Source organism: Amycolatopsis echigonensis (assembly GCF_014174495.1).
Lineage (GTDB): Bacteria > Actinomycetota > Actinomycetes > Mycobacteriales > Pseudonocardiaceae > Amycolatopsis > Amycolatopsis echigonensis.
The window spans coordinates 55,742-77,547 of the sequence record NZ_JACJHR010000034.1; the positions used below are offsets into that span (position 1 = coordinate 55,742).

General features: G+C 68.3%; 23 protein-coding genes and 1 pseudogene. 13 read left to right on the forward strand and 11 right to left on the reverse strand.

Annotation, left to right across the window (positions count from 1 at the left end; all coding sequences use genetic code 11):
- Positions 1-181: 181 nt before the first annotated feature.
- Positions 182-280: pseudogene (locus H5411_RS47740) on the forward strand (GNAT family N-acetyltransferase); the annotation flags it as partial.
- A 464-nt stretch (positions 281-744) separates the two neighbouring features.
- Positions 745-951 carry a GNAT family N-acetyltransferase gene (locus tag H5411_RS47745; RefSeq protein ID WP_246369153.1) on the forward strand — a complete coding sequence of 69 codons (207 nt, stop codon included), beginning with the start codon at positions 745-747 and terminating at the stop codon, positions 949-951.
- Positions 952-1,208: 257 nt separating this feature from the next.
- On the opposite strand, the gene H5411_RS23585 is transcribed toward H5411_RS47745, so the two are convergent.
- Positions 1,209-1,463, reverse strand: a complete 255-nt coding sequence (locus H5411_RS23585) for a WhiB family transcriptional regulator (RefSeq protein WP_009082948.1) — start codon at positions 1,461-1,463, stop codon at positions 1,209-1,211.
- A gap of 271 nt (positions 1,464-1,734) precedes the next feature.
- On the reverse strand, positions 1,735-2,661 hold the full coding sequence (locus H5411_RS23590) for a diacylglycerol/lipid kinase family protein (RefSeq protein ID WP_183124999.1): 927 nt from the start codon (positions 2,659-2,661) through the stop codon (positions 1,735-1,737).
- Positions 2,662-3,011: 350 nt separating this feature from the next.
- Here H5411_RS23590 and H5411_RS23595 point away from each other — a divergent pair, with 350 nt between their 5' ends.
- Positions 3,012-3,494, forward strand: a complete 483-nt coding sequence (locus H5411_RS23595) for a hypothetical protein (RefSeq protein ID WP_101437848.1) — start codon at positions 3,012-3,014, stop codon at positions 3,492-3,494.
- 107 nt (positions 3,495-3,601) lie between these two features.
- Here the strand turns inward: H5411_RS23595 and H5411_RS23600 are convergent, their stop codons facing one another.
- Both H5411_RS23600 and H5411_RS23605 read right to left on the reverse strand, forming a co-directional pair.
- A complete protein-coding gene (locus H5411_RS23600) occupies positions 3,602-4,084 on the reverse strand; it encodes a GNAT family N-acetyltransferase (RefSeq protein ID WP_101437849.1) in 483 nt (160 codons plus the stop codon).
- A 1-nt stretch (position 4,085) separates the two neighbouring features.
- On the reverse strand, positions 4,086-4,676 hold the full coding sequence (locus H5411_RS23605; RefSeq protein ID WP_183125000.1) for an acid phosphatase: 591 nt from the start codon (positions 4,674-4,676) through the stop codon (positions 4,086-4,088).
- 86 nt (positions 4,677-4,762) lie between these two features.
- On the opposite strand from H5411_RS23605, the gene H5411_RS23610 reads away from it, so the two are divergent.
- A complete protein-coding gene (locus H5411_RS23610; protein ID WP_101437851.1) occupies positions 4,763-5,239 on the forward strand; it encodes a hotdog fold domain-containing protein in 477 nt (158 codons plus the stop codon).
- 125 nt (positions 5,240-5,364) lie between these two features.
- A complete protein-coding gene (locus H5411_RS23615; protein WP_183125001.1) occupies positions 5,365-6,987 on the forward strand; it encodes a GMC oxidoreductase in 1,623 nt (540 codons plus the stop codon).
- Here H5411_RS23615 and H5411_RS23620 read toward each other — a convergent pair.
- Positions 6,984-7,592, reverse strand: coding sequence for a dTDP-4-dehydrorhamnose 3,5-epimerase family protein (locus H5411_RS23620; RefSeq protein ID WP_101437853.1), 609 nt, complete (start codon positions 7,590-7,592; stop codon positions 6,984-6,986). The two genes, H5411_RS23615 and H5411_RS23620, sit on opposite strands and share 4 nt — an antisense overlap.
- Positions 7,593-7,965: 373 nt before the next feature.
- Here H5411_RS23620 and H5411_RS23625 point away from each other — a divergent pair, with 373 nt between their 5' ends.
- Complete coding sequence (locus tag H5411_RS23625; RefSeq protein WP_183125002.1) at positions 7,966-9,147, forward strand: NAD(P)-dependent malic enzyme; 1,182 nt, start codon at positions 7,966-7,968, stop codon at positions 9,145-9,147.
- Positions 9,148-10,086: 939 nt separating this feature from the next.
- Here the strand turns inward: H5411_RS23625 and H5411_RS23630 are convergent.
- Positions 10,087-11,511 (reverse strand): bis-aminopropyl spermidine synthase family protein, encoded by a 1,425-nt coding sequence (locus tag H5411_RS23630; protein ID WP_183125003.1) that lies wholly within the window; start codon positions 11,509-11,511, stop codon positions 10,087-10,089.
- 96 nt (positions 11,512-11,607) lie between these two features.
- On the opposite strand from H5411_RS23630, the gene H5411_RS23635 reads away from it, so the two are divergent.
- From H5411_RS23635 to H5411_RS23650, 4 genes are read left to right on the forward strand one after another with little or no spacing between them, the layout of a single operon-like run.
- Positions 11,608-12,696, forward strand: coding sequence for an ABC transporter ATP-binding protein (locus tag H5411_RS23635; protein WP_101437856.1), 1,089 nt, complete (start codon positions 11,608-11,610; stop codon positions 12,694-12,696).
- Positions 12,696-13,388, forward strand: a complete 693-nt coding sequence (locus H5411_RS23640) for an ABC transporter permease (protein WP_101437857.1) — start codon at positions 12,696-12,698, stop codon at positions 13,386-13,388. Before H5411_RS23635 ends, H5411_RS23640 begins: the two co-directional genes overlap by 1 nt.
- Positions 13,385-14,089 (forward strand): ABC transporter permease, encoded by a 705-nt coding sequence (locus H5411_RS23645; protein ID WP_101437858.1) that lies wholly within the window; start codon positions 13,385-13,387, stop codon positions 14,087-14,089. The genes H5411_RS23640 and H5411_RS23645 overlap by 4 nt, the downstream gene beginning before the upstream one ends.
- Positions 14,086-14,979 carry an ABC transporter substrate-binding protein gene (locus H5411_RS23650; protein ID WP_101437859.1) on the forward strand — a complete coding sequence of 298 codons (894 nt, stop codon included), beginning with the start codon at positions 14,086-14,088 and terminating at the stop codon, positions 14,977-14,979. The genes H5411_RS23645 and H5411_RS23650 overlap by 4 nt, the downstream gene beginning before the upstream one ends.
- Positions 14,980-15,021: 42 nt before the next feature.
- On the opposite strand, the gene H5411_RS23655 is transcribed toward H5411_RS23650, so the two are convergent.
- A complete protein-coding gene (locus H5411_RS23655) occupies positions 15,022-15,381 on the reverse strand; it encodes a hypothetical protein (protein ID WP_183125004.1) in 360 nt (119 codons plus the stop codon).
- 18 nt (positions 15,382-15,399) lie between these two features.
- Positions 15,400-16,848, reverse strand: coding sequence for a helix-turn-helix domain-containing protein (locus H5411_RS47750; protein WP_246369146.1), 1,449 nt, complete (start codon positions 16,846-16,848; stop codon positions 15,400-15,402).
- 187 nt (positions 16,849-17,035) lie between these two features.
- Between H5411_RS47750 and H5411_RS23665 the strand changes: the two genes are divergently transcribed.
- Complete coding sequence (locus H5411_RS23665; RefSeq protein WP_183125005.1) at positions 17,036-17,296, forward strand: hypothetical protein; 261 nt, start codon at positions 17,036-17,038, stop codon at positions 17,294-17,296.
- A 37-nt stretch (positions 17,297-17,333) separates the two neighbouring features.
- Entirely contained in the window at positions 17,334-18,119 is a 786-nt protein-coding gene (locus H5411_RS23670; protein WP_183125006.1) for a Scr1 family TA system antitoxin-like transcriptional regulator, read from the forward strand.
- Here H5411_RS23670 and H5411_RS23675 read toward each other — a convergent pair.
- Genes H5411_RS23675 through H5411_RS23685 form a run of 3 tightly spaced genes read right to left on the reverse strand, consistent with a single transcriptional unit; the run spans position 18,092 to position 21,128 of the window.
- The gene (locus H5411_RS23675; RefSeq protein ID WP_183125007.1) at positions 18,092-18,619 is read right to left on the reverse strand and encodes a GNAT family N-acetyltransferase; all 528 of its coding nucleotides are present in this window, start codon (positions 18,617-18,619) and stop codon (positions 18,092-18,094) included. The two genes, H5411_RS23670 and H5411_RS23675, sit on opposite strands and share 28 nt — an antisense overlap.
- Positions 18,620-18,624: 5 nt before the next feature.
- The gene (locus tag H5411_RS23680) at positions 18,625-19,830 is read right to left on the reverse strand and encodes an MFS transporter (protein ID WP_101437861.1); all 1,206 of its coding nucleotides are present in this window, start codon (positions 19,828-19,830) and stop codon (positions 18,625-18,627) included.
- Between the two features lie 59 nt (positions 19,831-19,889).
- Entirely contained in the window at positions 19,890-21,128 is a 1,239-nt protein-coding gene (locus tag H5411_RS23685) for an FAD-dependent oxidoreductase (RefSeq protein ID WP_183125008.1), read from the reverse strand.
- 149 nt (positions 21,129-21,277) lie between these two features.
- Between H5411_RS23685 and H5411_RS23690 the strand changes: the two genes are divergently transcribed.
- Positions 21,278-21,730 (forward strand): nitroreductase family deazaflavin-dependent oxidoreductase, encoded by a 453-nt coding sequence (locus H5411_RS23690; protein ID WP_183125009.1) that lies wholly within the window; start codon positions 21,278-21,280, stop codon positions 21,728-21,730.
- Positions 21,731-21,806: the final 76 nt, after the last annotated feature.

Genomic DNA, 21,806 nt, shown 5'->3' on the forward strand with positions numbered 1-21,806 from the left:
TGACCTCACGTGGCGGCCGCTCACGAAGGCGGACGCCCAGCCCTCGGCCGATCTGCTCAACGCGATCGAGGTGGTCGACCGGATCGGCGAGAACTACACCGCGGACGACACTCTGCAGGAGCTGATCGACCCGTACGCCGATCTGGAACGCGCCAGCCTCGCCGTGTTCGACGGCGACGAGATGGTCGGCTACCTGAAGATCCGCTACAAGCCGTTCGCGGAAGAAGTCCATCGGGTCTTGCTCGACGGCGGGGTCCATCCGGCCTACCGCCGCCGTGGGATCGGGACGACGCTGGTGAAGGCGGGGATCGACGCGGCGAAGACCCTGCACGCGGTGCATCATCCGGCACTGAAGCTCGTGGTCGATGTCCACAAAGCCGAGCACATCGCCGGGGTGCCGGACCTTGTCCGCTCGCAAGGGTTCGCGCCGGCCCGCTATTTCCAGCGGATGGAGCATCTGCTCGGCGGCGGCGCACCGGCGATTCCCCGCGGGTTTCAGCTCGAACAGCGGACGGCGGGGACCGACGAGGACTTCCGGTTCGTCCGCAACGAGTCCTTTGTGGACCATTGGGGTGCGCCTCCGTTGCCGGCGGACGCGCGGCAGAACAAGTTCACGAACCACACGCTTCAGCCCGAGATCAGTTTTCTGCTGCGGGACAAGGAGACCGGCGCTCCGGTGAGTCTCGTGCTGACCCTGTCCTGGGAGCCGACACCGAGACGACCGGCATTCGCGACGCGCACTTCATGGTGGTCGGCACGATTCCCGGCTACCGGAACCGCGGACTCGCCAGCGCGGCGATCGGTTCCGCGTTGCGTGCCGCCGCCGAGCACGGGTACGACCAAGCCAGCCTGGTCGTCGATTCGGCGAACCCCACTGGCGCGGCGGGGATTTTCGCGCGGGCCGGGTTCACCGCGAAGATGCGCTACGTGCGGTGGGCGCTCGAAGCCTGAAGTGTCCACAGTGGACCCCAGACGCGTTGAAGGGCCGGTACCAGTGAAGCGGTACCGGCCCGTTCAACGTTCCGCGGGAGGACTTGGATAGTCCTGCGCGAGGCGGCACCCGGATGCGGGGTGTCCGACCTCGGTTGTTACGCCCGAACCGGGTATGTGTCGCCATGTGCGGCACGGGCACGCGAATGCCCGCCGGGCGAAAGTCCGGTTCGAGGTGGTGCTTGCGATTCTGGGTGCTGCAGCTGAGTCGAAAAGACTCAGGCGGTGGTACGCGTGCCGATGTGCGTACGGCGGCGCTTGAGCGCGCGTCGCTCGTCTTCGCTCATTCCGCCCCAGACGCCGGCGTCCTGGCCGCTGGCCAAAGCCCAGGCCAGGCAGTCGGAAGCCGCGGGGCAGCGGTGGCACACGGCCTTCGCCTCGGAGACCTGCAACAGAGCCGGACCGCTGGTTCCCACCGGGAAGAACAGCTCGGGGTCCTCGTCTCGGCAGGCCGCGTCGTGGCGCCAGTCCATGTTCGTGAGCTCCTTCACAGTGACGCGGGAGGGCCGCGCCACAGTAGTGGCGGTCGTGTTTTTGGGTGCTTGTGAATGCTTTCACGAAGCACCGCGTTCGACAAGGGTTTGGACAAGATCGGTGAGTCAGCTCACCCGGCCGAGCTATGCCTCTGACCTGCGGTTTCGTTCTGAAAAGCTCCGCTCGCCGGAAGGCCGGTGCGGTGAACGGAGGGTTTGCGTCGCCGAGCGGCAGAACGCACTTTGCCGCGGGCGATCAGAGGTCGTTCGGCTATCCGACTACGGTGAGTGCATCGGGAACGCTCTGGAACTCGACCCGGGTGCGTTGCCCGACGAGGTCGCCGTCGACCTGGAAGTTGACCGGTTCAGCTGCGTCGATGCGGATCAGAGGCACATCGTCGCGGCGGAGCAGACGGCGGCCGTGCTGATCGCTCTCCGTGAGCAGAGCTTGCCGTACATGCGTGAACACGGTGGGCAATCGCAGACCGTTCAACGCGAACAGGCCCAATCCGGTCTCGAACGAGCAGCCGGAGTTGAGGTGGACCGGACGTTCCCCGAGGTAAGTCCACGGATCGGTGTTCGACACGAACGCCGTCACCGCCTCGGCCGGTTCCTCGCCCGGGATCCGGACGGTCAGCGCCGGCCGCCCGAGCGGCGGGCGGAAGTAGGAGCGCACCGCGGCCCGCAGATAGAGGCTCGCGCTGGTTTGCTTGCCGCGCCGTTTCGCCACCCGGCCCACGACGTCGGCGTCCCAGCCGAGGCCCGCGTTGAAGGTGAACCAGTGCCCGTCGGCCAGTCCGAGGCCGATCCGCCGGGTCCGTTCGGTTTCCAGCGCGGTGAGCAATTGGTGGGTCGCCTCGACCGGATCGGCGGGGAGGCCGACCGCGCGGGCGAACACGTTGGCCGAGCCGCCCGGCACGACGCCGAGCATCGGGACGGACCCGGAGCGTCCGGGAGCGCCCGCGGAATCGGCGAGCAGGCCGTTGACGACCTCGTTGACCGTGCCGTCGCCGCCGTGCGCCACGACCAGGTCGAAACCGTCGCGAGCCGCCGAACGCGCTACCGCGAGCGCGTGCCCGCGGTAGTCGGTTTCGACGACGTCGAGCTTCACCTGGCTGGCCAGCGCGTGCGCCAGCACGTCCCGGCCACCCGCGGTGGTCGAGGTGGCCTGGGGGTTCACGACGAGGATGGCGCGCACTACCGCAGGGTAAGTGCTTTTCGGCCGGCGGACGTACCTCCAGCGCCACATGGTGACGCGAAGCTCAGCCGCTCGCGCACGCCGTCCTCTGCTCGGTGACCTGTGGCGACCCTGTGCTGGGCGGTCCTCCTCTGCAGACGGCGAACACTCCGCGCGTCGTGACAAGTGCACCCGGGCCGACCGCCCGCTCATCGACGACTATCCCGATTTTCTCTTCGGCCGCCGCCCCGGAAAACGGCCGACCGGGTGGCATACGATCAGTAGTGCTCACGCACGGTGACTCGCGCTGGTCGGGTGGCTGTGCCGCGGCAAGCTCCCGCCCCCGCACAGCAGCTGAAAGGGCCGCGCCCGTGTCGCATCCCGAGAACCCGCCGCCCGCCCCGCTCGAGGTCCGCCTCGCCGGCGTCCTGACCGGACTGCCCGGGCTGGGCCTGCTGGTCTTCGGCGTGGTGCTGCTGGTGCACGGCCTGCGGACCCCGCCGATCCCGGGCAACAACGTGTGGGCCGAATTCGGCACCTACGCGGTGCTGGCGCTGATCTTCCTCGCCGCCTCCGTCGGGCTGCTGCTCGGCCAGACGTGGGCGCGTTCGCCCGGCGTCGTGGTGGCGCTGCTGCTGATCGGGGTCGGCTGGTATCTGCTCGGGCCGTCCGGGCAGCCGCTGTGGGGCGTGCCGATCGGGCTGTGCGGGCTGGCGGCGCTGGTATTGCTGTTCCGCCGTCCGTCGCGGGCGTGGGCGCTCGGGATGCACGAGGGCGAGACCGAGGAAGAAGCGGCCGAGCGCGGCGGTCTCGCGGGCCGGCGCGCCGAGCGGGAGCGGCGCGAACAGGACTGAGCGACAATGCCGTCACGTCATCGCGGGCAGGTGACGCGGCGGCACTGGCAGCGGTGGGCGTCGTGAGTGCTGATCGCGGTTAGAACCGTGATCAGCACTCACGAGCTCTATGCCTCTTTGGCCAGCACCTTCAACGGTTCGTCGGTCAGCCGGTACACCGACCATTCGTCCTGCGGCAGCGCCCCCAGCGCCCGATAGAACCCCACCGCCGGGTTCCAGTTCAGCACCGACCATTCCAGCCGGTGGTAGCCCTTGTCGACGCACTCCGCGGCCAGCGTCGCCAGCAGCACCTTGCCGAGGCCCGAACCGCGGTGTTCCTCGCGCACGTATAGGTCTTCCAGGTAAATCCCGTGCGTGCCGCGCCAGGTGGAGAAGTTCAAGAACCACAAGGCGAATCCGGCGATCTCACCGTCCACTTCGGCCACATGGCCGAACAGCGCCGGGGCCTCGCCGAACAGCGCGCCGTGCAGTTGCTCGGAGGTGAGATGGCATTCCTGCGGGGCGCGTTCGTACTCGGCCAGTGCGTAGACGAGTTCCACGACGGCGTCGACGTCTTCCGGCCGGATCCGCCGTACGCGGGGGTCGGTCACTTCATCCCTCCAACGCGGGCAGCAGGTTCAGGTGCTCGATCTGCGGTTCGCCGCGCTCGTCGCCGAGCACCGCGAGACCGGCCGGGTCCAGTCCGAAGTGGACACCCGAGGTGCCGGGAAGGCCGAGCCAGCGCGCGACGAGCACGCGGCTGAAGTGCCCGTGCCCGACCAGGACGACGTCGCCGTTCTCGATTTCGCGGCGGGCCCGGTCGAGCACCTTGTCCGCGCGCGCCTGCACGTCTTCCGCGCTCTCGCCGCCGGGGATCGGGTGGGTCCAGACCGTCCAGTCCGGAACCGTCTCGCGGATCGTCGGCGTGGTGACGCCTTCGTAGTCGCCGTAGTCCCATTCGGCCAGGTCTTCGGTGACCTCGTCCACGCGCAGGCCGGCGAGTTCCGCCGTGCGCAGCGCGCGGCCGCGCGGGCTGGAAAGCACCAGCCCAGGCCCGCCGAGCAGGGTGCGCAGGGTGCCGCCCGCCGCGCGCGCCTGGTCCTCGCCCGCCGGGGTCAGCGGGATGTCGGTGCGCCCGGTGTGCCTGCCGTTCGACGACCACTCGGTCTGGCCGTGCCGGAGAAGAAAGAGCCGATGTGCCACGCGGCCGAATATAGCCGGGGCGGGTTTGCCCGGCAGGCTCGTCGTGTGCTTGGCTACTGGAGAGTAACTTCACCTGGGAGGTGCTGATGGGTACGCCGTCGACGTACGGGCTGTGGCGCAAGCTGGTCGCCAAACCGGGCGGCAAGCAGCTGTTTTCCGCCGCGATGTGCCTGCGCGTGCCCTACTTCGGCACCGTGCTGCCGACCATCCGGGAGATCCGTCCCGGCCACTGTTCGGTGACTGCGCCGAAATGGTGGGGTGTCCACAACCACATCCGGACCTTCCACGCGATCGCCGCCTGCAACCTCGCCGAGATCGCGATGGGCATGCTGGCCGAGGCCACTGTTCCGGCCACGCACCGGTGGCTGCCCAAGGGCATGGAAGTGAGTTACGTCGCGAAAGCCGAAACCGGGCTGCGGGCGATCGCCGAATTGCCGGAGATTCCGGAGTTCGGCTCCGAGGGCTTCGATCTTCCGGTTCCGGTGCGGATCGTGGACGCGCGCGGGACCGAGGTCGTCACCGCGACGATCACGGTGTGGGTCACGCCCCGGAAAGCCGCCTGACCCGGCGAAACCTGTCTGTCGCGTTACCCCGGCCGAGTGAAACTTAACGCCGTTTACTGGGCAAACGCGAATGACGTTCGTTTTAGCCTTGCCACGGTGCTCGGCGGCGGGTCAGCATGCCGGGCATGGCCTCCCTCAACCGTCGCCGATTTCTCGGCCTCGCCGCGCTGAACTCCGCAGCGGCCCTTGGACTGACCAGCATTTCGGCGACAACCGCGCGCGCCGCGACGCCTTCGCCGCTGCCGGATTACTCGCCTGCGGTGGTGATCGGGACCGGGTACGGCGCGGCCGTCACCGCGCTGCGGCTCGGCGAGGCGGGCGTGCCCACGGTGATGCTCGAAATGGGCCAGTTGTGGAACGAAGCGGGGCCGGACGGCAAGGTCTTCTGCGACATGCTGAAGCCGGACCGGCGGTCGATGTGGTTCAAGAAGCGCACTGAGGCGCCGCTCGCGTCGTTCCTGTGGCTGGACGTCGCGAACCACGACATCGATCCGTACGCCGGGGTCCTGGACCGGGTGAACTACGGCGGGATGTCGGTGTACGTCGGCCGCGGCGTCGGCGGCGGATCGCTGGTGAACGGCGCGATGGCGGTGCAGCCGAAGCGTTCGTACTTCGAGGAAATCCTGCCGCGGGTGGACGCCGATGAGATGTACGGCAAGTACTACCCGCGCGCCAATGCGGGGCTCGGCGTAAACCACATCGACGAGGACTGGTTCGAGACCTGCAAGTCCTACCAATTCGCCCGCGTTTCCCGGAAAGCCGCGCAGAAAACCGGGCTGAAGACCACGTTCGTGCCGAGCGTCTACGACTTCGAGTACATGAAGAAGGAAGAGGCGGGCACGGTCGAACGCTCGGCGCTGGCGTCCGAGGTCATCTACGGCAACAACCACGGAAAACGTTCGCTGGACAAGACGTATCTCGCCGCCGCGCTCGGCACCGGGCACGTGACCATCCAGACGCTGCACCAGGTCCGCGAGATCATCCAGCAGCCGGACGGCACGTACACGCTCGTCGTCCGCGAATCCGACGCGCTCGGGAATGTGCTCGCCACCAAGCATTTGTCCACGAAGTACCTGTTCCTCGGGGCGGGCAGCCTCGGATCCACCGAACTGCTGGTGCGCGCCCGCGACACCGGACGGCTGCCGCGCCTGTCCGAGGCCGTCGGGCAGGGCTGGGGCACCAACGGCAACGTGATGCTCGGCCGCGCCAACCACGTGTGGGACACGACCGGCAGCCTCGAGGCCGGGATGCCCGCGCTCGGCATCGACGACTGGGACAACCCGACGCATCCCGTGTTCGCCGAGATCGCGCCGGTGCCCGCCGGGCTCGAAACGTGGGCGAGCCTGTATCTGGCGATCACCAAGAACCCGGAACGCGGCCACTTCACCTACGACGCCGCGAGCGATTCGGCGAAACTGCAGTGGACGCCGGATCAGGGGCAGCCGTCGATCGACGCGGCGAAGTCGCTGTTCGACCGGATCAACAAGGCGAACTCCACGATCTACCGCTACGACCTCTTCGGCGACACGCGAGCGTTCGAGAACCGCTTCACCTACCACCCGCTCGGCGGATTGGTGCTCGGCGAAGCGACCGACGACTACGGGCGCGTGAAGGGGTACCGGAACCTGTACGTGACGGACGGTTCGCTGATTCCGGGCAGCACCGGCGTGAACCCGTTCGTGACGATCACCGCGCTGGCCGAGCGCAATATCGAACGGGTCATCGCGGAGGACGGCGTGCGCGCCTAGCGGTGCGCTGACCGCAGCTTTTCGTAGTACGCCACGCAATCGGCGTATGAGGGCAGCAGGCCCTGGTCGAGCGCTTCGGCCAGGGTCGGCGCTGCTTTGTCCTTTTCGGACACGATCGGCGTCAGTTCGGCGGGCCAGGGCAGGCCGAGCGCGGGGTCGAGCGGGTTGACGCCGTGCTCGCCGGCCGGGTTGTAGGGCTCCGAGCAGAGATACGCCATCACGGTGTTGTCTTCCAGCGCGATGAAGGCGTGCCCGATTCCTTCGGCCACGTACACCGCGCGGAACTCGGCCGAATCGAGCCGCACCGCGTCCCATTCGCCGAACGTCGGCGAGCCGACGCGCAGGTCGACCACCACGTCCAGCAGCGACCCGCCCGGGCAGTAGACGTACTTCGCCTGGCCCGGCGGGGTGTCGGCGAAGTGCACGCCGCGGATCGTTCCCGCGCGGGAAACGCTGTGGTTCGTCTGCGCGACGCGCAGCGGATGCCCGGCCGCGCGGACGATCGCCTCCTCCTGGAACGGCGCTACGAACAGCCCGCGTTCGTCGGGGAAGACGCGCGGGACGAACTCGAAAGCGCCGGAGACCTTGAGCGGGCGGAAGTCCATGGCCGCCACCCTATCGAGTGCGTTGTCCGGAGCCGGAACGGAACTGCTTCCGAAACCGGACGGACGTCTTGGGAATCGCGAATCTGTGACATGAGCCGCACCGAGGGGTCGGGCCCGGCCGGGGGCCTGTCATGATTGACGGACCGCAGCGTCGGCGGCCATCGCCACACCCCACGGATCGGATGGCCGCGCAGACGCCTCGCCGACAGGCCGGCGCTACCGCGCTGGGCTGCCGTCCGGAGGACGAGTTCCCACTCTCGACGGGCGCTTCTCCGCCCGTCGACCAGGTGGTCCCCCGCTCGCAGTCCCAGGAGTACGTTCGATGACCCAGACCCATCCGCCCGCTTCCGTCATTCCCACGACAGGAACCCCGATGACCGACCAGGCCAGCACCGTCGCGGCCGTGACCGACGCCGAGATCTTCGCCGGGCACGAGGGCGGCAAGCTCTCCGTGGCGGCGACCCGGCCGATCTCCGACCCGCGCGACCTCTCGATCGCCTACACGCCTGGTGTGGCGAAGGTGAGCCGGGCGATCGCCGAGGACGCGGCCAAGGCGAAGCGGTACACCTGGGCGGACCGGCTCGTGGCAGTGGTCAGCGACGGCACCGCGGTGCTCGGCCTCGGGGACATCGGCGCGAGCGCGTCGCTGCCGGTCATGGAGGGCAAATCGGTCCTCTTCAAGACCTTCGGCGGGCTCGACTCGATCCCGCTGGTGCTCGACACCACCGACGTCGACGAGATCGTCGAGACCCTGGTCCGGCTGCGCCCGTCGTTCGGCGCGGTCAACCTCGAGGACATTTCGGCGCCGCGCTGTTTCGAGCTGGAGGACAAGCTCAAGGAAGCGCTGGACTGCCCGGTCATGCACGACGACCAGCACGGCACCGCGATCGTCACCCTCGCCGCCCTGCGCGGCGCGAACCTGGTCCTCGGCCGCGACATCGCCGGCGAGCGGGTCGTGGTGTCCGGGGCCGGCGCGGCCGGGGTGGCCTGCGCGAAGATCCTGCTCGCGGCGGGCGTCGCGGACGTGACGGTGCTCGACTCGCGCGGCATCGTCCACGCCGGACGCGACGACCTGAACCCGATCAAGCGCCAGCTGGTGGAGACCACGAACAAGGCCGGGCTGACCGGCGGCCTCGCCGAGGCGCTGCGCGGGGCGGACGTGTTCCTCGGCCTGTCCGGCGCGACGATCGATCCCTCGCTGCTGTCGACGATGGCGGATGACTCGATCGTGTTCGCACTGTCCAATCCGGACCCCGAGGTCCACCCGGCGGTCGCCGCGCAGCACGCGGCGATTGTCGCGACCGGGCGGAGCGACTTCCCGAACCAGATCAACAACGTGCTGGCGTTCCCCGGCGTGTTCCGCGGAGCGCTGGACGCGGGGGCGCGGGCGATCACGGAGAACATGAAGCTGGCCGCTGCGGAGGCGATCGTGGCGGTGGCCTCGGACGATCTCGGGCGGGACCGGATCGTGCCCAGTCCGCTGGACCCGCGGGTCGCGCCCGAGGTGGCGGCTGCGGTGGCCAAGGCGGCTGAGCAGGACGGCGTGACTGGCTGAGGTTTCTTCTCGGGAGGGGCTCTCTGGCTTTCGGGCTGGGGAGCCTTTTCTTGTGGTTGGTTTTGGACTTGGTGGTCCATTTTTGGGGTGCCACGGCGGGGGCGGGGTTGCGCGGGTGCGGCGGTGGGCAGGTCGGGGCGTTGACGACTCTGGTGATGGCCGCCGAAGATGCTGGAGTTGGCCGCGGAGGGGGCTGGAACTCGTCATCGACCGATCAGGCGCAGTCAAATCCGCATCCGGATATCCCGATTGCCGCAAATTGCTCCGGTGATTCACCAGTATCAAGTAAGGATGCTCCGCCCTAGGTCGAGCCACGTCCGTGCTCACCTTAAATCCGAATCCAGCACCACCTTCTGCTCCGGGGGCTGCAAACCCGGAATCACTCAATGCTTCCCGCGTCAGCGGGGTGTGTCGAGGCGGGACCGGATACGGCAGCACCCCATGGTGGCTATGGAGGTTGGGGGCGGATCATGTTGTGGTGCGGGTGGTTACGGGGAGGGGCCAGATGCATCCGCGGTTGACGGGGGCGCGTTTGCAGGCTTATGACGATGGGGTGATGGAGGTTTATCGGGAATTGGTTTCGGGGTTGTTTTGGGGCGGCTCGTCGCCTGGCGGCGACATTGCGCCCGGTGGTTGCGTGGGGCACCCCGAAGCCTGAGTGTGCTGACGGTTCGGGGGTGCTTGTCAAGGCGGGAAAGATGCCTTGACAAGCACCCCCGAACCGCAGGGGGGCTTCGTATCGGGGTGCGGGGGAGGTGTGGGTGCCTCGATGGTTGGGTGCGTCGGTGGCGGGTGGGTGCGGATGGCGGGCCGTGAAGGGCCCCTTGAGGGAATCGGAGTCCGTGAGGGGGGCTTCTCACGACGGTTGGTGGGGAGCGGCGAGTGCGCGAGCTGGGTCGGTGGCGAGTGCGAGTGGCTGCCGGCGGCGCGCGCGGAGGATCAGCCGGGGAGCAGTTCTGCCAGGCGGTGGCGGGGGACGTCTACCAGGCGCAGGTCCGCCAACTCCTCGGGGACGTTCAGGGCGGCGTTCGCCAGGCGGGCGTGGGCTCGGGTGAGCAAGTCGGATGGGTGATCGACCAGGTCGGCGACGACGATGGCGTGGCGGTTGTCGGGCGTGCTGCGCAGCAGGCGAAGGCGGTACTTGTCCGCGACCAGCGAGGTGAGCGAGGCCTGTGCGGCTGCGTCCGCGAGGTCTGGGTGGTTGTTCGGCAGCAGCAGCGCCAGGCGGCGGGCGTTGGTGCCCAGCAGGGTGCGCAGGAGCCAGGGGCCCGGGTCTGCGGTGAGGTCCATTGCGACCGCGTCGCCTTCTGGGGCGGACGTGGCCCAGCCGACGGGGCGGGTTTCCAAGGCCAGGCCGCCTTCGGAGGCGATTTCTCGGGCGGCGGCCAGCAGGCCCGGTTTGGTGGCGGCCGATTCGACTGATTGCGGGCCGTGGGTGTAGATCGCGGAGCTTCCCTTGCGGGCGAACGACTTCTTCGCCTTCGCGGTCGGCTGGCAGACGTACAGGTCCGCTGCGCTGCCGATTGCTTGTGCGCCGGTGTAGCGGTTGAAGTCCGGGAGGATTGCTTCGAAGGTCAGGCCCAGGGTGGCCAGTGAACGTTGCACCTGTGCGCCTAGGGCGGGATGGCGCGGGCTGTAGCCGTACGCCAGGAGGATCCGGCCTTCGGTGGGTTCGCGCAGGGCTTGCACCGCGCGTGCGGCGAAGAGGCCCATGCCTTCCGGTGTGTAGGGCGGGTCGCTGAAGACCAGGTCCGCCTTGCCGGTCAGGGCCGGTGGCAGGCCGACGCGCAGGTCCGCGTGTGCGGTGAAGATGCCGCGTTCGCCGGTTGTGTCCAGGTAGGACAGAACGCGTTCGTCGAGGTCCACTACGGACAGTTCGGCTTCCGGGCACACCGCGCGCACAGCCAGGGACGTCAGGTCGTGGTCGCCCAGGAAGAGCACCTTGCTGCGGCGGAGGTCGTAGCGAGAGTTCAGCCACAATGCGCGGCGCAGCACGGTCTCCGGGGTCGCCTGCACGTGGTCCAGCGCGGCGAGCGGCGGCGGGACGGCCGCGATCCGTTCGGCCAGCATGGTGAGCAGGGCGGGTTGGTCGGCGACCGCTGCGTCGAGGGGGTCGGGCAGGGGCGGCAAGGAGTACGTGGCGTAGGTGGCGCGTGCGTGCGGGGCGATCCGGATGCCTGCGGGGGAGCGTTCCAGGTCGGGTTCCAGCGCCGCCAAGAGGTCTTCGACGCTCCGGCGCGGGGCAGCGGTGAGCCGCACCAGGTCGGCCAGCTCGTACGAGCCGCTGCGCAGCAGGGCGAGCACGTCGTACAGCGGGCGGACGGCGGCACCGTGTGCGGCGAGGACGTCGTCTAGGGCGGTCACGGGGTCCGAGAGTAGTAGGCCACCCTGCGGGACAGGCTGCCAAGGCCGCGCGAGTCGGCTACCGTCGGAATCTGTACCGGACGTGGGGAGAAGTCTGTGACCATCGAATTCCGAGATGTCGTCAAACGCTATCCGGACGGAACGGTCGCGGTCGACGGCCTCTCGCTGACCGTGGAAGACGGCACGATCACGGTGTTCGTCGGCCCGTCCGGCTGCGGCAAGACGACCTCGTTGCGGATGATCAACCGGATGGTCGAGCCCACCTCGGGCACGGTGCTGCTGGACGGCAAGGACGTCAGCGACGGCGACCCGGCGGTGCTGCGCCGCGGCATCGGCTATGTGATCCAGCACGCCGGGCTTTTCCCCCACCGGACAGTGCTCGACAACATCGCCACCGTGCCGCTGCTGTCCGGATGGGACAAACGCAAAGCGCGCGCCCGCGCGGCCGAACTGCTCGAGACGGTCGGCCTGCCCACGGAACTCGGGAAGCGGTACCCGGCGCAGCTGTCCGGCGGGCAGCAGCAGCGCGTCGGCGTGGCTCGTGCGCTCGCCGCCGATTCGCCGGTGCTGCTGATGGATGAGCCGTTCTCCGCGGTCGACCCGGTGGTCCGCGAAGGGCTGCAGGACGAGCTGCTGCGGCTGCAATCCCAGCTGGGCAAGACAATCGTCTTCGTCACGCACGACATCGACGAGGCCGTGCGGCTCGGGGACAAGGTCGCGGTGATGCGCGTCGGCGGGAAGCTCGCGCAGTACGGCACGCCGGCCGAGGTGCTGCGGCATCCGGTGGACGATTTCGTCGCGTCGTTCGTCGGCCGCGACCGCGGGTATCGCGGGCTTTCCTTCCTTCCGGCGAGCGGCGTCGAGGTGTCGCCCGCCAACACCATCGAGCTCGGCAGCACGGTTTCCGGCCCGTCGGAGGGCTGGCTGCTCGCGGTGAACGACGAGAAGCAGCCCCGCGGCTGGCTTCCGCCAGGATCCACTGTGGACGGGCCGTTGGCCGAAACCGACCTCGTGGCAGGCGGATCGCTGTATGTCCAGGGCACGCCGATCCGCGGTGCGCTCGACGCGGCGCTGTCGTCGCCGGCCAGTCTCGGCGTCGTGGTGGACGACGAGAACCGCGTGCTCGGGACGGTGGTCGCGCACCAGGTCCTGGACGTAATCGAGGCCTCCCCGCAGGCGTCCTGATGGGCGGCTTCTTCGGCGAACTCGGCCGGTACCTGTCGAGCTCCAACAACCGCGGCGAAATCCTCGCCAATCTTCTCGAGAACATCTACCTCGCGCTGGTGCCGCTGGTCGCGGGCATCGTGCTGGCGATCCTGCTCGGCTGGCTCGGCCACCGCTGGCGGCCCGCGCGCAGTGTGCTGCTGGTGGTGGGGAACCTGCTGTACACGATTCCGTCGCTCGCGCTGTTCGTGGTGATTCCCGGCATTATCGGCACGAAGATCCTCGACAGCGTCAACGTGATCGTCGCGCTGACCGTCTACACCACCGCGCTGCTGGTGCGTCCGGTGCTCGACGCGCTGGAAGCCGTGCCGCCGCACATCGTCGCGGCCGCCACGGCGATCGGGTATCGCTCGCCGCGCCGGTTCTTCAGCGTCGAACTGCCGCTCGCGGTGCCGGTGCTCGCGGCGGGGGTCCGGGTGGCTTCGGTGAGCAATATCAGCCTGGTCAGCGTCGGCGCGCTGATCGGGACCGGGGCGCTCGGCGTGCTGTTCACCGACGGGTTCCAGCGGGAGTACTTCTCGCCGATCGTGGTCGGGATCGTGCTGACGATGCTGCTCGCGCTGATCGTCGACCTGCTGCTGGTGTTGCTGCGCAACCTGCTCACGCCTTGGGACAGAGCGAGTCGCGCCCCGGCCGCGGAGGTGGCGGGATGATCGGCGACGTTTTCACCTGGTTCACCACCGCCGCGAACTGGCAGGGTACGGGCGGCATTCTCGCGCGGCTCGCCCAGCACGTCGGCTACATCGCGCTGGCGCTCGTCATCGCGCTGGTGATCGCGATCCCGATCGGACTGTTCGTCGGCCACACCGGCCGCGGCGGCGTCGTGCTGGTCGGAGCGGGCAACGCGATCCGCGCGCTGCCGACGCTCGGGCTCGTCACGTTCCTGTTCCTGCTCTTCACCGAAAGCACCACGGCGACGATCATCGGCCTGGTGGTGCTGGCGATCCCGCCGGTGCTGGCCGGCACGTACGCCGGCCTGCAGGCGGCCGAGCACGACGTGGTCGACGCCGCGCAGGGCATCGGGATGACCGGCTGGCAGCGGTTGTGGCAAGTCGAGGTGCCGATCGCGCTTCCGTTGGTGCTGGGCGGGATCCGCAACGCCGTCCTGCAGCTGATCGCGACCGCCGCGGTGGCCGCGTACGTCGGTCTCGGCGGCCTCGGCCGGTTCCTGCTCGACGGACTGGCCATTTTGGACTACACCGAGGTCGTCGCGGGCGCGATTCTCACCGCCCTGCTGGCGATTGTGGTCGACCTGCTGCTCGCCGCGGCGCAGCGGGCGTTGGTGCCCAAGGGCGTTCGGCTGGCCGCGCGGGCGGCGTCCGGCCGGGCAGTGGCTGCGGGAGGAGCGGCGTGAAACGGTGGGGGATCCTGGTGGCCGGGCTGGCACTGCTGGCGTCGGCGTGCGGAAACCCGCTGTCCGGCGGCGGCGAGGGCGGCAATACCGGCGATATCATCATCGGCGCGTCCGATGTCGGGGAAAGTTCTTTGCTGGCCCAGATTTACGCCGGTGCGCTGCGGAATGTCGGCGCGCACAACGTGACCGTGCGGCCGCCGGTCGGCAGTCGCGAGGTCGTCGTGAAAGCGTTGCAGGACAAGTCTTTGTCCGTGGTTCCGGATTACTCGGGGAACTTGCTGCGGTACTTCGACAAGAATACTCCGGCGACCACTTCGGAAGACGTTTACGCACAACTCAAGCAGAAGATTCCGGCCGGGTTCACGGTTCTCGACCAGTCGCCCGCGCAGGACAAGGATTTGCTCGTGGTGGGCAAGGAACTCGCGGCCACCGGGGTGAAGACGTTCTCCGATCTCGGGCCGCGGTGCAAAGACCTGGTGATGGGCGGTCCGGGACAGTGGAGCAGCCGGTGGAAGGAACGGATCAAGCAGCTGTACGGGTGCGAGTTCAAGGAAATCCGCACCACGGACACCGGCGGACCGGTCACGGTGGCGGCGTTGAAGTCGGGTGAGGTGCAGGTCGCGGACCTGTTCAGCACGTCGGCGACTATCGCGTCGAACGGGTTTGTGCCGTTGGACGACGACAAGCACATGTTCCCGGCGCAGAACATCGTGCCGCTGGTCGCCAAGGGGACGCTGAACGATGCCGAGACGGCCGCCTTGAACCGGGTTTCGGCGGCGTTGACCACGGAACAATTGACTGAGCTGAACGTGCAGTACACGGACGAGAAGCGGAACGCGAAGGACATCGCGGAGGAGTTCCTGCGGCGGAACGGACTGAAGTCCTCGTGAGTGGCGATCGCGGTTCTAACCGGGATCGCCGCTCACGAGGGTCTACAGGCTTTTCTCGATAGCTTCGAAAATGTCCGCGTCGGTCTCCTGCTGCCACTGCGGGAGCTGGTCCCAATCCGCGACGTACGCTGGCTTCGGGTCCGCGATGTGGTGGTAGATCTGCGCGATCCAGCACAACGCCACGAAGCGGCTCTTCTGTGCCCGGCTCAGTTTCGCGGTGCTGCCGCCGGAGATCTCGACGAACTGCCGCACCTGGGCGTACACCGCGGTGGCGCTGGCTCGTTCCCAGTCCGGCGTTTCTTCCCACGGCGTGATGTAGCCGGGTTTGGGCTCACCGGGGAAATGCCGCTTCACACCGGCGATCCAGGCGTCGCGGAAGATGCGGCCGGGTTCCTCGGACACGATGACGCTCCTTGCGAGTCAGACGACTGAGACGGTCTTGAGCTGGACGATTTGCTGGTCGAGATGCCGGACGTGGCTGTCTGCCAGGAACGGCTTCAGTTGGGGCCGGAGGTTGTGCAGCATCCGGCCCACGTAGCCGGCCGAACCGGTCTGCCGGACGGCATCTAGAGCTGCGTTGCCGTACATCACGAGTTGGTCGGTGTCTCGGCGCTGTACGCCGACCAACGCCAGATCAGCAAGAAGACTTCCGCGCCTGCGTGCGGAAACGTTCCGGTCGAGTGCGTCGGCAAGGGCGACTTCCGCCAGTTCGGGGCGGCGCAGTTCGACATAGCAGCGGCCGCGTTCTTCGGCCAGCCGGGAACCTTCGAACCGCAGCCAGCCGCTCGTACGCACTGGCCCGCTGAGTTGCGTGACCAGCTCCGCGGTGTCGAGGGCACGCTCGCAGGCGGCCAGGTCTCCGAGCCCGGCATAGGTCTGCGCCTGCACCGCGGCGACCCATTGGCGGGTCGCAAGTTCGGGGTCGCCGCGCTTGGCGAGGGCCGCGGCACCCTTGAGAAGCGGTGCGGCATCGCTGAATCGGCGCTCGTAGACACCCAGGAAGGCATGCCTGGTCATGGCGCAGGCCCACAGGTCGAAGGCTTCCGCTTCCTTGCTGGCATTCGCGGCCAGGGAATAGCACTGCGCCGCGTCCTGGTACTGGTCGCTGTCGAAGAAGATCTCGCCGCAGAGCTGGAACAGATCTCCCGCGAGCAGGCACAGCCGTCGCCGCCCGGTCGGAGTTTGCGGCTCGTGCAGGGCCTGGTTGAGAACGGACAGTTGGCTGTGCACAACCGGGAAGGCCAGGCGCTTGGACTTGGATTGCGCGAAGGTGCGCCAGAGTTGCTCGTTGACCTTGCCGTATTCGTCGAGAGTCCCCTGATCGAGTCCGGCAGGGCGGGAGTCGGCGGCCTGCAGGCGTTCGAGGTCGAGCTGATCCGCAGCGGGGAGGGCGAGCAGGCTGCTGGCGAGGCTCAGCAGGCGCAACACTTCACGACGGTTCACGTCGTCCCGCCCTTCCTCGGCTGCGGCCTCCGGGGCCTCGCTGTCGACTGGCACCTTGAACCACAGCAGGTCGCCCGGGATTCGAAGAACACCCGCCCACTGTATGAGCGTGGCGAGGTCCTGCGGAGCCGGACCGTTCTCGATCCTGCTGAGTTGTGGTTGAGTGAGGCCGAACCAGCCGGCGACCACGCTTTGGGACAGCGGGCGACCGTGCCACGGGTGATAGCGGTAGGCCTGGATGACCCGGCCCATGTGCCAGGCATCGAGTGCGTCCCGCATCTGGTCGGTGTGCCAGAACTCCGCCGGTACGTGCGGGGCGCTGACCAGCGTGTTCCGCCGCCGGTCGCGGCAAGCCGAGCACAGCCGGCCCCGGTGATCCCCGGCCAGCCGCGCTCCGCAGCGACAGTGCCGCGCGATCGGGCGCATCCCCATCTCGTACCCGGTCCTTACTTCACGTGAAGTGTCTGTGGCTCCGTGTGTCACCAGCCTAGACAGTCGTTATGCGCGGTGCGTATGCGTGGCGCGCATCTTTTCCACTGAAAGTTCGCGATAGCCGCTGTCGATCACCACGGCGAACCTTGGTTCCAGACATCGGCGAGCATCGGAGGCGGGGATGGACGCGGTGATTTACCTGGATGTGGCTCATATTCACCCTGTTGTCGGAGGCGTCTGGCACCGGACCGACGTGGCCGAAGTCCCGGAACCGGGCCAGTCGATCACCATGCTGTGCGGGCTGACCGCTTCCGCGGCTTTCGAACGTTACGACCAGCGAAGCGCGAACGGTCCGCTCAGGCAATGCCCGTACTGCGACCTGATCTACCGGCAGACGCTCGGCTGGGCCGTCCCGCCCGGGCACCCGGCGCGCAAGAGCTGAGGAACAAGAATCCTTCCGGGAAGAACCAGAGGACGATATGCGAGGCACGAGCGCGCTGACGCCGCGTGCTAGAGCCCTTGGCGCTGCGCTGCGCCGTGCGCGAGTCGATGCCCGGTTCGGGTTGCGAGAGCTGGCCAGGCGTGCCGGTGTTGGTGCCGCGCTCTTGTCGAACTGGGAGCTGGCACTTCGGGTACCGAGTGTGGAAGACGTGGCCGGTCTTCTCGGTGCGCTGGGGATTACTGGCCAGCGCAAAGAAGAGTTGCTCGGGTTGGCGCGTGGCGGACTGGGGCCGAATTGGGTCGCCGAAAGCGGCCAAACAGTTGCCGATATCATCTCGTCGTTGGAGCGGACCGCGACTGGTGTGATCGCTTGGCATCCGTTCCTCATTCCAGGCGTGCTGCAGACCGCTGAATACGGCCGCGTTGCGTCAGCCGCCGTGTCCTCCGGTTGTTCAGTGCCGACTGAAGCTTATGTCGGCGAAAACGCTCTCTCCACTGTGGTGGGTGACGCGGACACGATGGGACGGCAGCTTTGTTTCCTGGCTGATACGGCAGCGGCGGCGAAAGGTCCCGTAGTGCGAGTGGTCCCGGCGTGCGTCGGCTGGCATCCCGCACTTTTGGGTCCGTTCACCCTGTATCGAACCGCTAATGCGGCTGTCGTGCACTGTCAGCACCACGGTGCCGCCACGTTTCTCTTTGAGAACAAGGCGAACGGCAAGCATCAGCCTGTGGTCGCGTCGCTGCGCAGGTTGGCGTTGAGCGAGCAGGAGACTGCGGAACTCCTTCTCCGGAAGGCTCAGAGCCGGTCGAAAGCCGCCGCATAGCGAAAAGCCCCGCGGTTCTCCGGGTTATACGCCGCCAGCGGCAGGGCTTGGAAGTGCGGAGCCCATTCCGCCACCGGCGGGGTGATGCCGAGCTTTTCGGCCAGCACGAAGCCGAAGCGGGAGTAGTAGCCCGGGTCGCCCAGGAGCACGATCAGGCTGTAGCCGAGTGCGTTGGCGGCGCCGATCGTCGCATGGACCAAGGCTGAGCCCGCGCCGCTGCGTTGCTGGTCGGGGAGGACGCCTAGCGGGCCGAAGCCGATGGCGGATTCTGGGTCTTCGCCGAGGCGGCTTGGGCTGCAGCAGGAGTGGCCGATGACTTCGCCGTCGAGCAGGGCGACGAACGACAGTGCGGGGAGCAGATCGCCGTCAGCGGTGAGTTCGGTGACTAGCTTCGCTTCCGGCATTTCGCCGGTGACGCCGGGATTGCGGGTGCGGAACGCGGCGGTGTGCACGGCGTGGATCGCGGGTGCGTCGGCAGCGGCGGACTGGCGGATCTGCATGTCGCTCAGTCTCCCGGAGCGGCGGCTTGCGCGGAAACTGATTTCCGGACGGGACGGTCGTCGCGCATGAAGAGCAGGACCAGCGCACCTACGAGCGGACCGGCGGCCAGGGTGAGGAAAGCTGCGTAGAACGAGCCGGTCGCGTGGAAGACCGGGCCTACCACGGCGGGCACGATTACGCTGCCCAGTTGCCAGAAGGCGTTCACCGCACCGGCGGCGGAACCGGCTAAGCGCGCACCGGTCAAGGCGGGGATCATCGCGGCGGTGAGCGGGCTGTAGGCGTAAGCGCCGATGCCGAGAATCGGGGCTACCACTAGGAAAGCGGCGTAGCTGCTCAGAGAGCCGAAGACCAGCAGGGCGGCACCGAAAAGAATCAGGACCGCGATGATGGGGATTCGCCTGCCTAGGCCGATTTTGTCGGTGAGCCAGCCGATCAGCGGTTTGATCACGACGGCCGTGCCGGAAAAGATCACCACGACTACGCCAGCCCGTACCGGGTCGATGTGTTCGCCGCGGATCATCAGGGTGTTGGACCACGTGACGAAACCGTAGGTGCCCCACAGCCCGCCGAAGCCGGCTAATCCCAGCAGCAGCAGGTCGCGGTTGCGGAAGAGCGGGCGGGGATCCGGCAACCCGCTGCGGGCGGAGGCAGTGCCGTTGCGGAGGAAGGCCAGGCACAGCAGGCCGAGAACGACGGTGACTCCGCCGAAGAGGTGGTACGACACTGGCCAGCCGCTGTTCTTCACGAGCGTCGGCACGACGGCGTTGGCTACGACGGTGCCCAGCGACGTCGCGGTCATGAAGATGCCGCTCGCCAACCCGTGCTCCTCGGGGCGGAACCAGGAGGTGATCAGCTTCAGCCCGGCGGAGAAGTCGACTCCGGCGAAGAGGCCCAGCAACCCCTGCAGGACCAGGCCCCAGGCGATGGACGTGGTGGAGCCGAACAGGACCATCAGGACACCCGCCACGAGCGAGCTGATGCCGAGAACCGAGCGGCTGCCCAGCCAGTCGGAGAGGAAGCCGCCGGCGGTGTTGGAGATGACGTAGCCGATGTAGTAGCAGGTGGCGAAGATCCCGAGCGCGGCGAGCGGGACGCCGAGGGAGTCGCTGACCGCCGACGACGCCGGCCCCCAGGTCGAGCGGTCTACCGAAGTCATCGTGAACACTGCCCAGCAGAGCAGCAGCACAACCCAGCGATAGCGGCTCGGCATGGGGACTCCTTCGGCCTGAGGGATGATCAGGGAAGGTTCCCGTCACCGGCCGTGGCGGGTCAAGCCAAAGCGTGCTGGCGGTGCAATTCAGCCCGAATTGCCCGGACATCGTGGGCTCGGCCGTCGACGTACTGCGCGGCGGCGATCCCTCCGGCGTGGCCGGTCGCGAAGGCGGTGCCCATGACGCGGACCGAGGCGTACGCGTCGTCGTCGGAACTCGTCAAACGGCCGACCGCCCACAGGTTCGCGGTGTCAGCGGAGCAGATCGCGCCGTACGGGAGGTCGTACCAGCCTCGGTCGGCGATCGGTTCGTAGCGGGTGACGCCTGGGCCCGCGTGGTCTTCGATCGGCCAGCCGCAGCGGCCGATGGACGCGTCGGGACGCTTGCGGGCGGTCAGGACGTCGCGGCCGGTGAGTTCTTCGCGGCCTACCAGATGCCTGCCTTCGCGGATGCCCAGCTGAGGGCCGGTTTCCTCGAGGCGTGCCGAGGACCAGCCGCGGAGGTGTTTGCGCAGTGCGTCCAGATATTGCCACGCCTGGCGCCGCGCGTTGGCTTCGTCGCGGCTCAGCGAGGCGGCGTCCAGGACATCGGTTTGTTCGTCTACCAGGAGTGCGATGACGTTGCGGGTCACCGGAAGGTGGACCGCGATGCCGTAGTCGCGGGGCAGCCGGACACCGGTTTCTCGGTGGTACGCGGCGACGGCGGCGCGCAAGCCCTCTCGCGAGAGGTCGGCATCTTCGGGGACTCCGGAGAAGCGGCAGACGAGCGTGCTGGTTTGCCGGTCGCGCAGCGGGGCGACGCGGACGGCCGCTCCGGCCGCGGCCAGGAGCGCGCCGTCGCCGCTGGCGTCGATGAACGCACCGGCGGTGACCCGCTCCAGGCCGCCACGATGGTGGAGCTCGACCTCGGTGACGACGCCGTGCGTCCGCCTGGCACCGATGAGTTTGGTGTGCAGGAGGACGTCCACGCCGGCATCGGCGGTGAGTTCGTCGTAGACGAGTTTGGTGGTTTCCAGATCGAGCAAGACGATCTTGTTGCCGGTCCAGCCCATCGTCTTCTCTTCGTAGGCGCCGCGGTGGCGCAGCCGCCGCAGCACCTCCTCGCCGACGCCCGCGACGACTTGCTCGCCGGTCTGGTCGAAGAAACCGCAGAGGGTCAGCACGGAACTGATCGTCGCCGCGCCGCCCAGGTACGGGTACTGCTCGACCAGCAGCACCCGCGCCCCGGTCCGCGCCGCCCCGGCAGCGGAGGCGATACCCCCAGCACCGCCTCCGACTACGACGACGTCGTAGTGCACTCAGCCCTCCTCGGGTGTTTGTCACCCAGTGAACTGGGTCCGGCGGAGGTGCCGCCACTGCCGTTCCGGCACCCCGGGCATACCCGGAAGGTATGTCTATGAGTCCAAGAAAGTATGAAACTCATATAAGTTGGCGTACGCTCGGGACCATGGACACGAAGGCAGCCGGATACCGGCGCAAGGTCAACACAATCAACCGGGTCATCACCGCCCTGCAGCGCGCGGGGCTGGCGTTCGGGCCGACGGAGCTGCTCACCGTCCCGGGGCGGCGCAGCGGCGAGCCGCGCACGTTTCCGTTGGCAGTATTGAAAGTCCAGGGCGAGCAGTACCTGATCCAGGCGTTCCCGAAGGCGGCGTGGGTCGCGAACGTGCGCGCGGCCAAGGAGGGCACGTTGTCGCGCGGCCGGCGGTCGCGGCGGGTGCGGTTCACGGAGTTGCCGGTCGCGGAGCGCGGGCCGGTGTTGCGGGAGGTCGTGGCGGCCGGACCGCCGAGCGTGGGGCGGCGTTACGTCACGACGGGGCTGGCGGAGTCCCCGACGCCGGACGGGGTCGCGGCGGCCGCGGGAAAGATCGCGGTGTTCCGGCTGGAGGCCGCCGGGTAACGGTCGTGAGTGGCGATGCCGGTTCTAACCGGGATCGCCACTCACGAGCCACCCAACGGCGAAGGCCGCCGCGGGA

Excerpts from the sequence above, each read along its gene's own strand:
- H5411_RS47745 (WP_246369153.1), top strand. The coding sequence starts at position 745 with ATGGTGGTCGGCACGATTCCCGGCTACCGGAACCGCGGACTCGCCAGC.
- H5411_RS23585 (WP_009082948.1), bottom strand. The coding sequence starts at position 1,463 with ATGGACTGGCGCCACGACGCGGCCTGCCGAGACGAGGACCCCGAGCTG.
- H5411_RS23610 (WP_101437851.1), top strand. The coding sequence starts at position 4,763 with ATGGGTACGCCGTCGACGTACGGGCTGTGGCGCAAGCTGGTCGCCAAA.
- H5411_RS23615 (WP_183125001.1), top strand. The coding sequence starts at position 5,365 with ATGGCCTCCCTCAACCGTCGCCGATTTCTCGGCCTCGCCGCGCTGAAC.
- H5411_RS23620 (WP_101437853.1), bottom strand. The coding sequence starts at position 7,592 with ATGGACTTCCGCCCGCTCAAGGTCTCCGGCGCTTTCGAGTTCGTCCCG.
- H5411_RS23625 (WP_183125002.1), top strand. The coding sequence starts at position 7,966 with ATGACCGACCAGGCCAGCACCGTCGCGGCCGTGACCGACGCCGAGATC.
- H5411_RS23640 (WP_101437857.1), top strand. The coding sequence starts at position 12,696 with ATGGGCGGCTTCTTCGGCGAACTCGGCCGGTACCTGTCGAGCTCCAAC.
- H5411_RS23645 (WP_101437858.1), top strand. The coding sequence starts at position 13,385 with ATGATCGGCGACGTTTTCACCTGGTTCACCACCGCCGCGAACTGGCAG.
- H5411_RS47750 (WP_246369146.1), bottom strand. The coding sequence starts at position 16,848 with ATGCGCCCGATCGCGCGGCACTGTCGCTGCGGAGCGCGGCTGGCCGGG.
- H5411_RS23665 (WP_183125005.1), top strand. The coding sequence starts at position 17,036 with ATGGACGCGGTGATTTACCTGGATGTGGCTCATATTCACCCTGTTGTC.
- H5411_RS23670 (WP_183125006.1), top strand. The coding sequence starts at position 17,334 with ATGCGAGGCACGAGCGCGCTGACGCCGCGTGCTAGAGCCCTTGGCGCT.
- H5411_RS23675 (WP_183125007.1), bottom strand. The coding sequence starts at position 18,619 with ATGCAGATCCGCCAGTCCGCCGCTGCCGACGCACCCGCGATCCACGCC.
- H5411_RS23680 (WP_101437861.1), bottom strand. The coding sequence starts at position 19,830 with ATGCCGAGCCGCTATCGCTGGGTTGTGCTGCTGCTCTGCTGGGCAGTG.
- H5411_RS23690 (WP_183125009.1), top strand. The coding sequence starts at position 21,278 with ATGGACACGAAGGCAGCCGGATACCGGCGCAAGGTCAACACAATCAAC.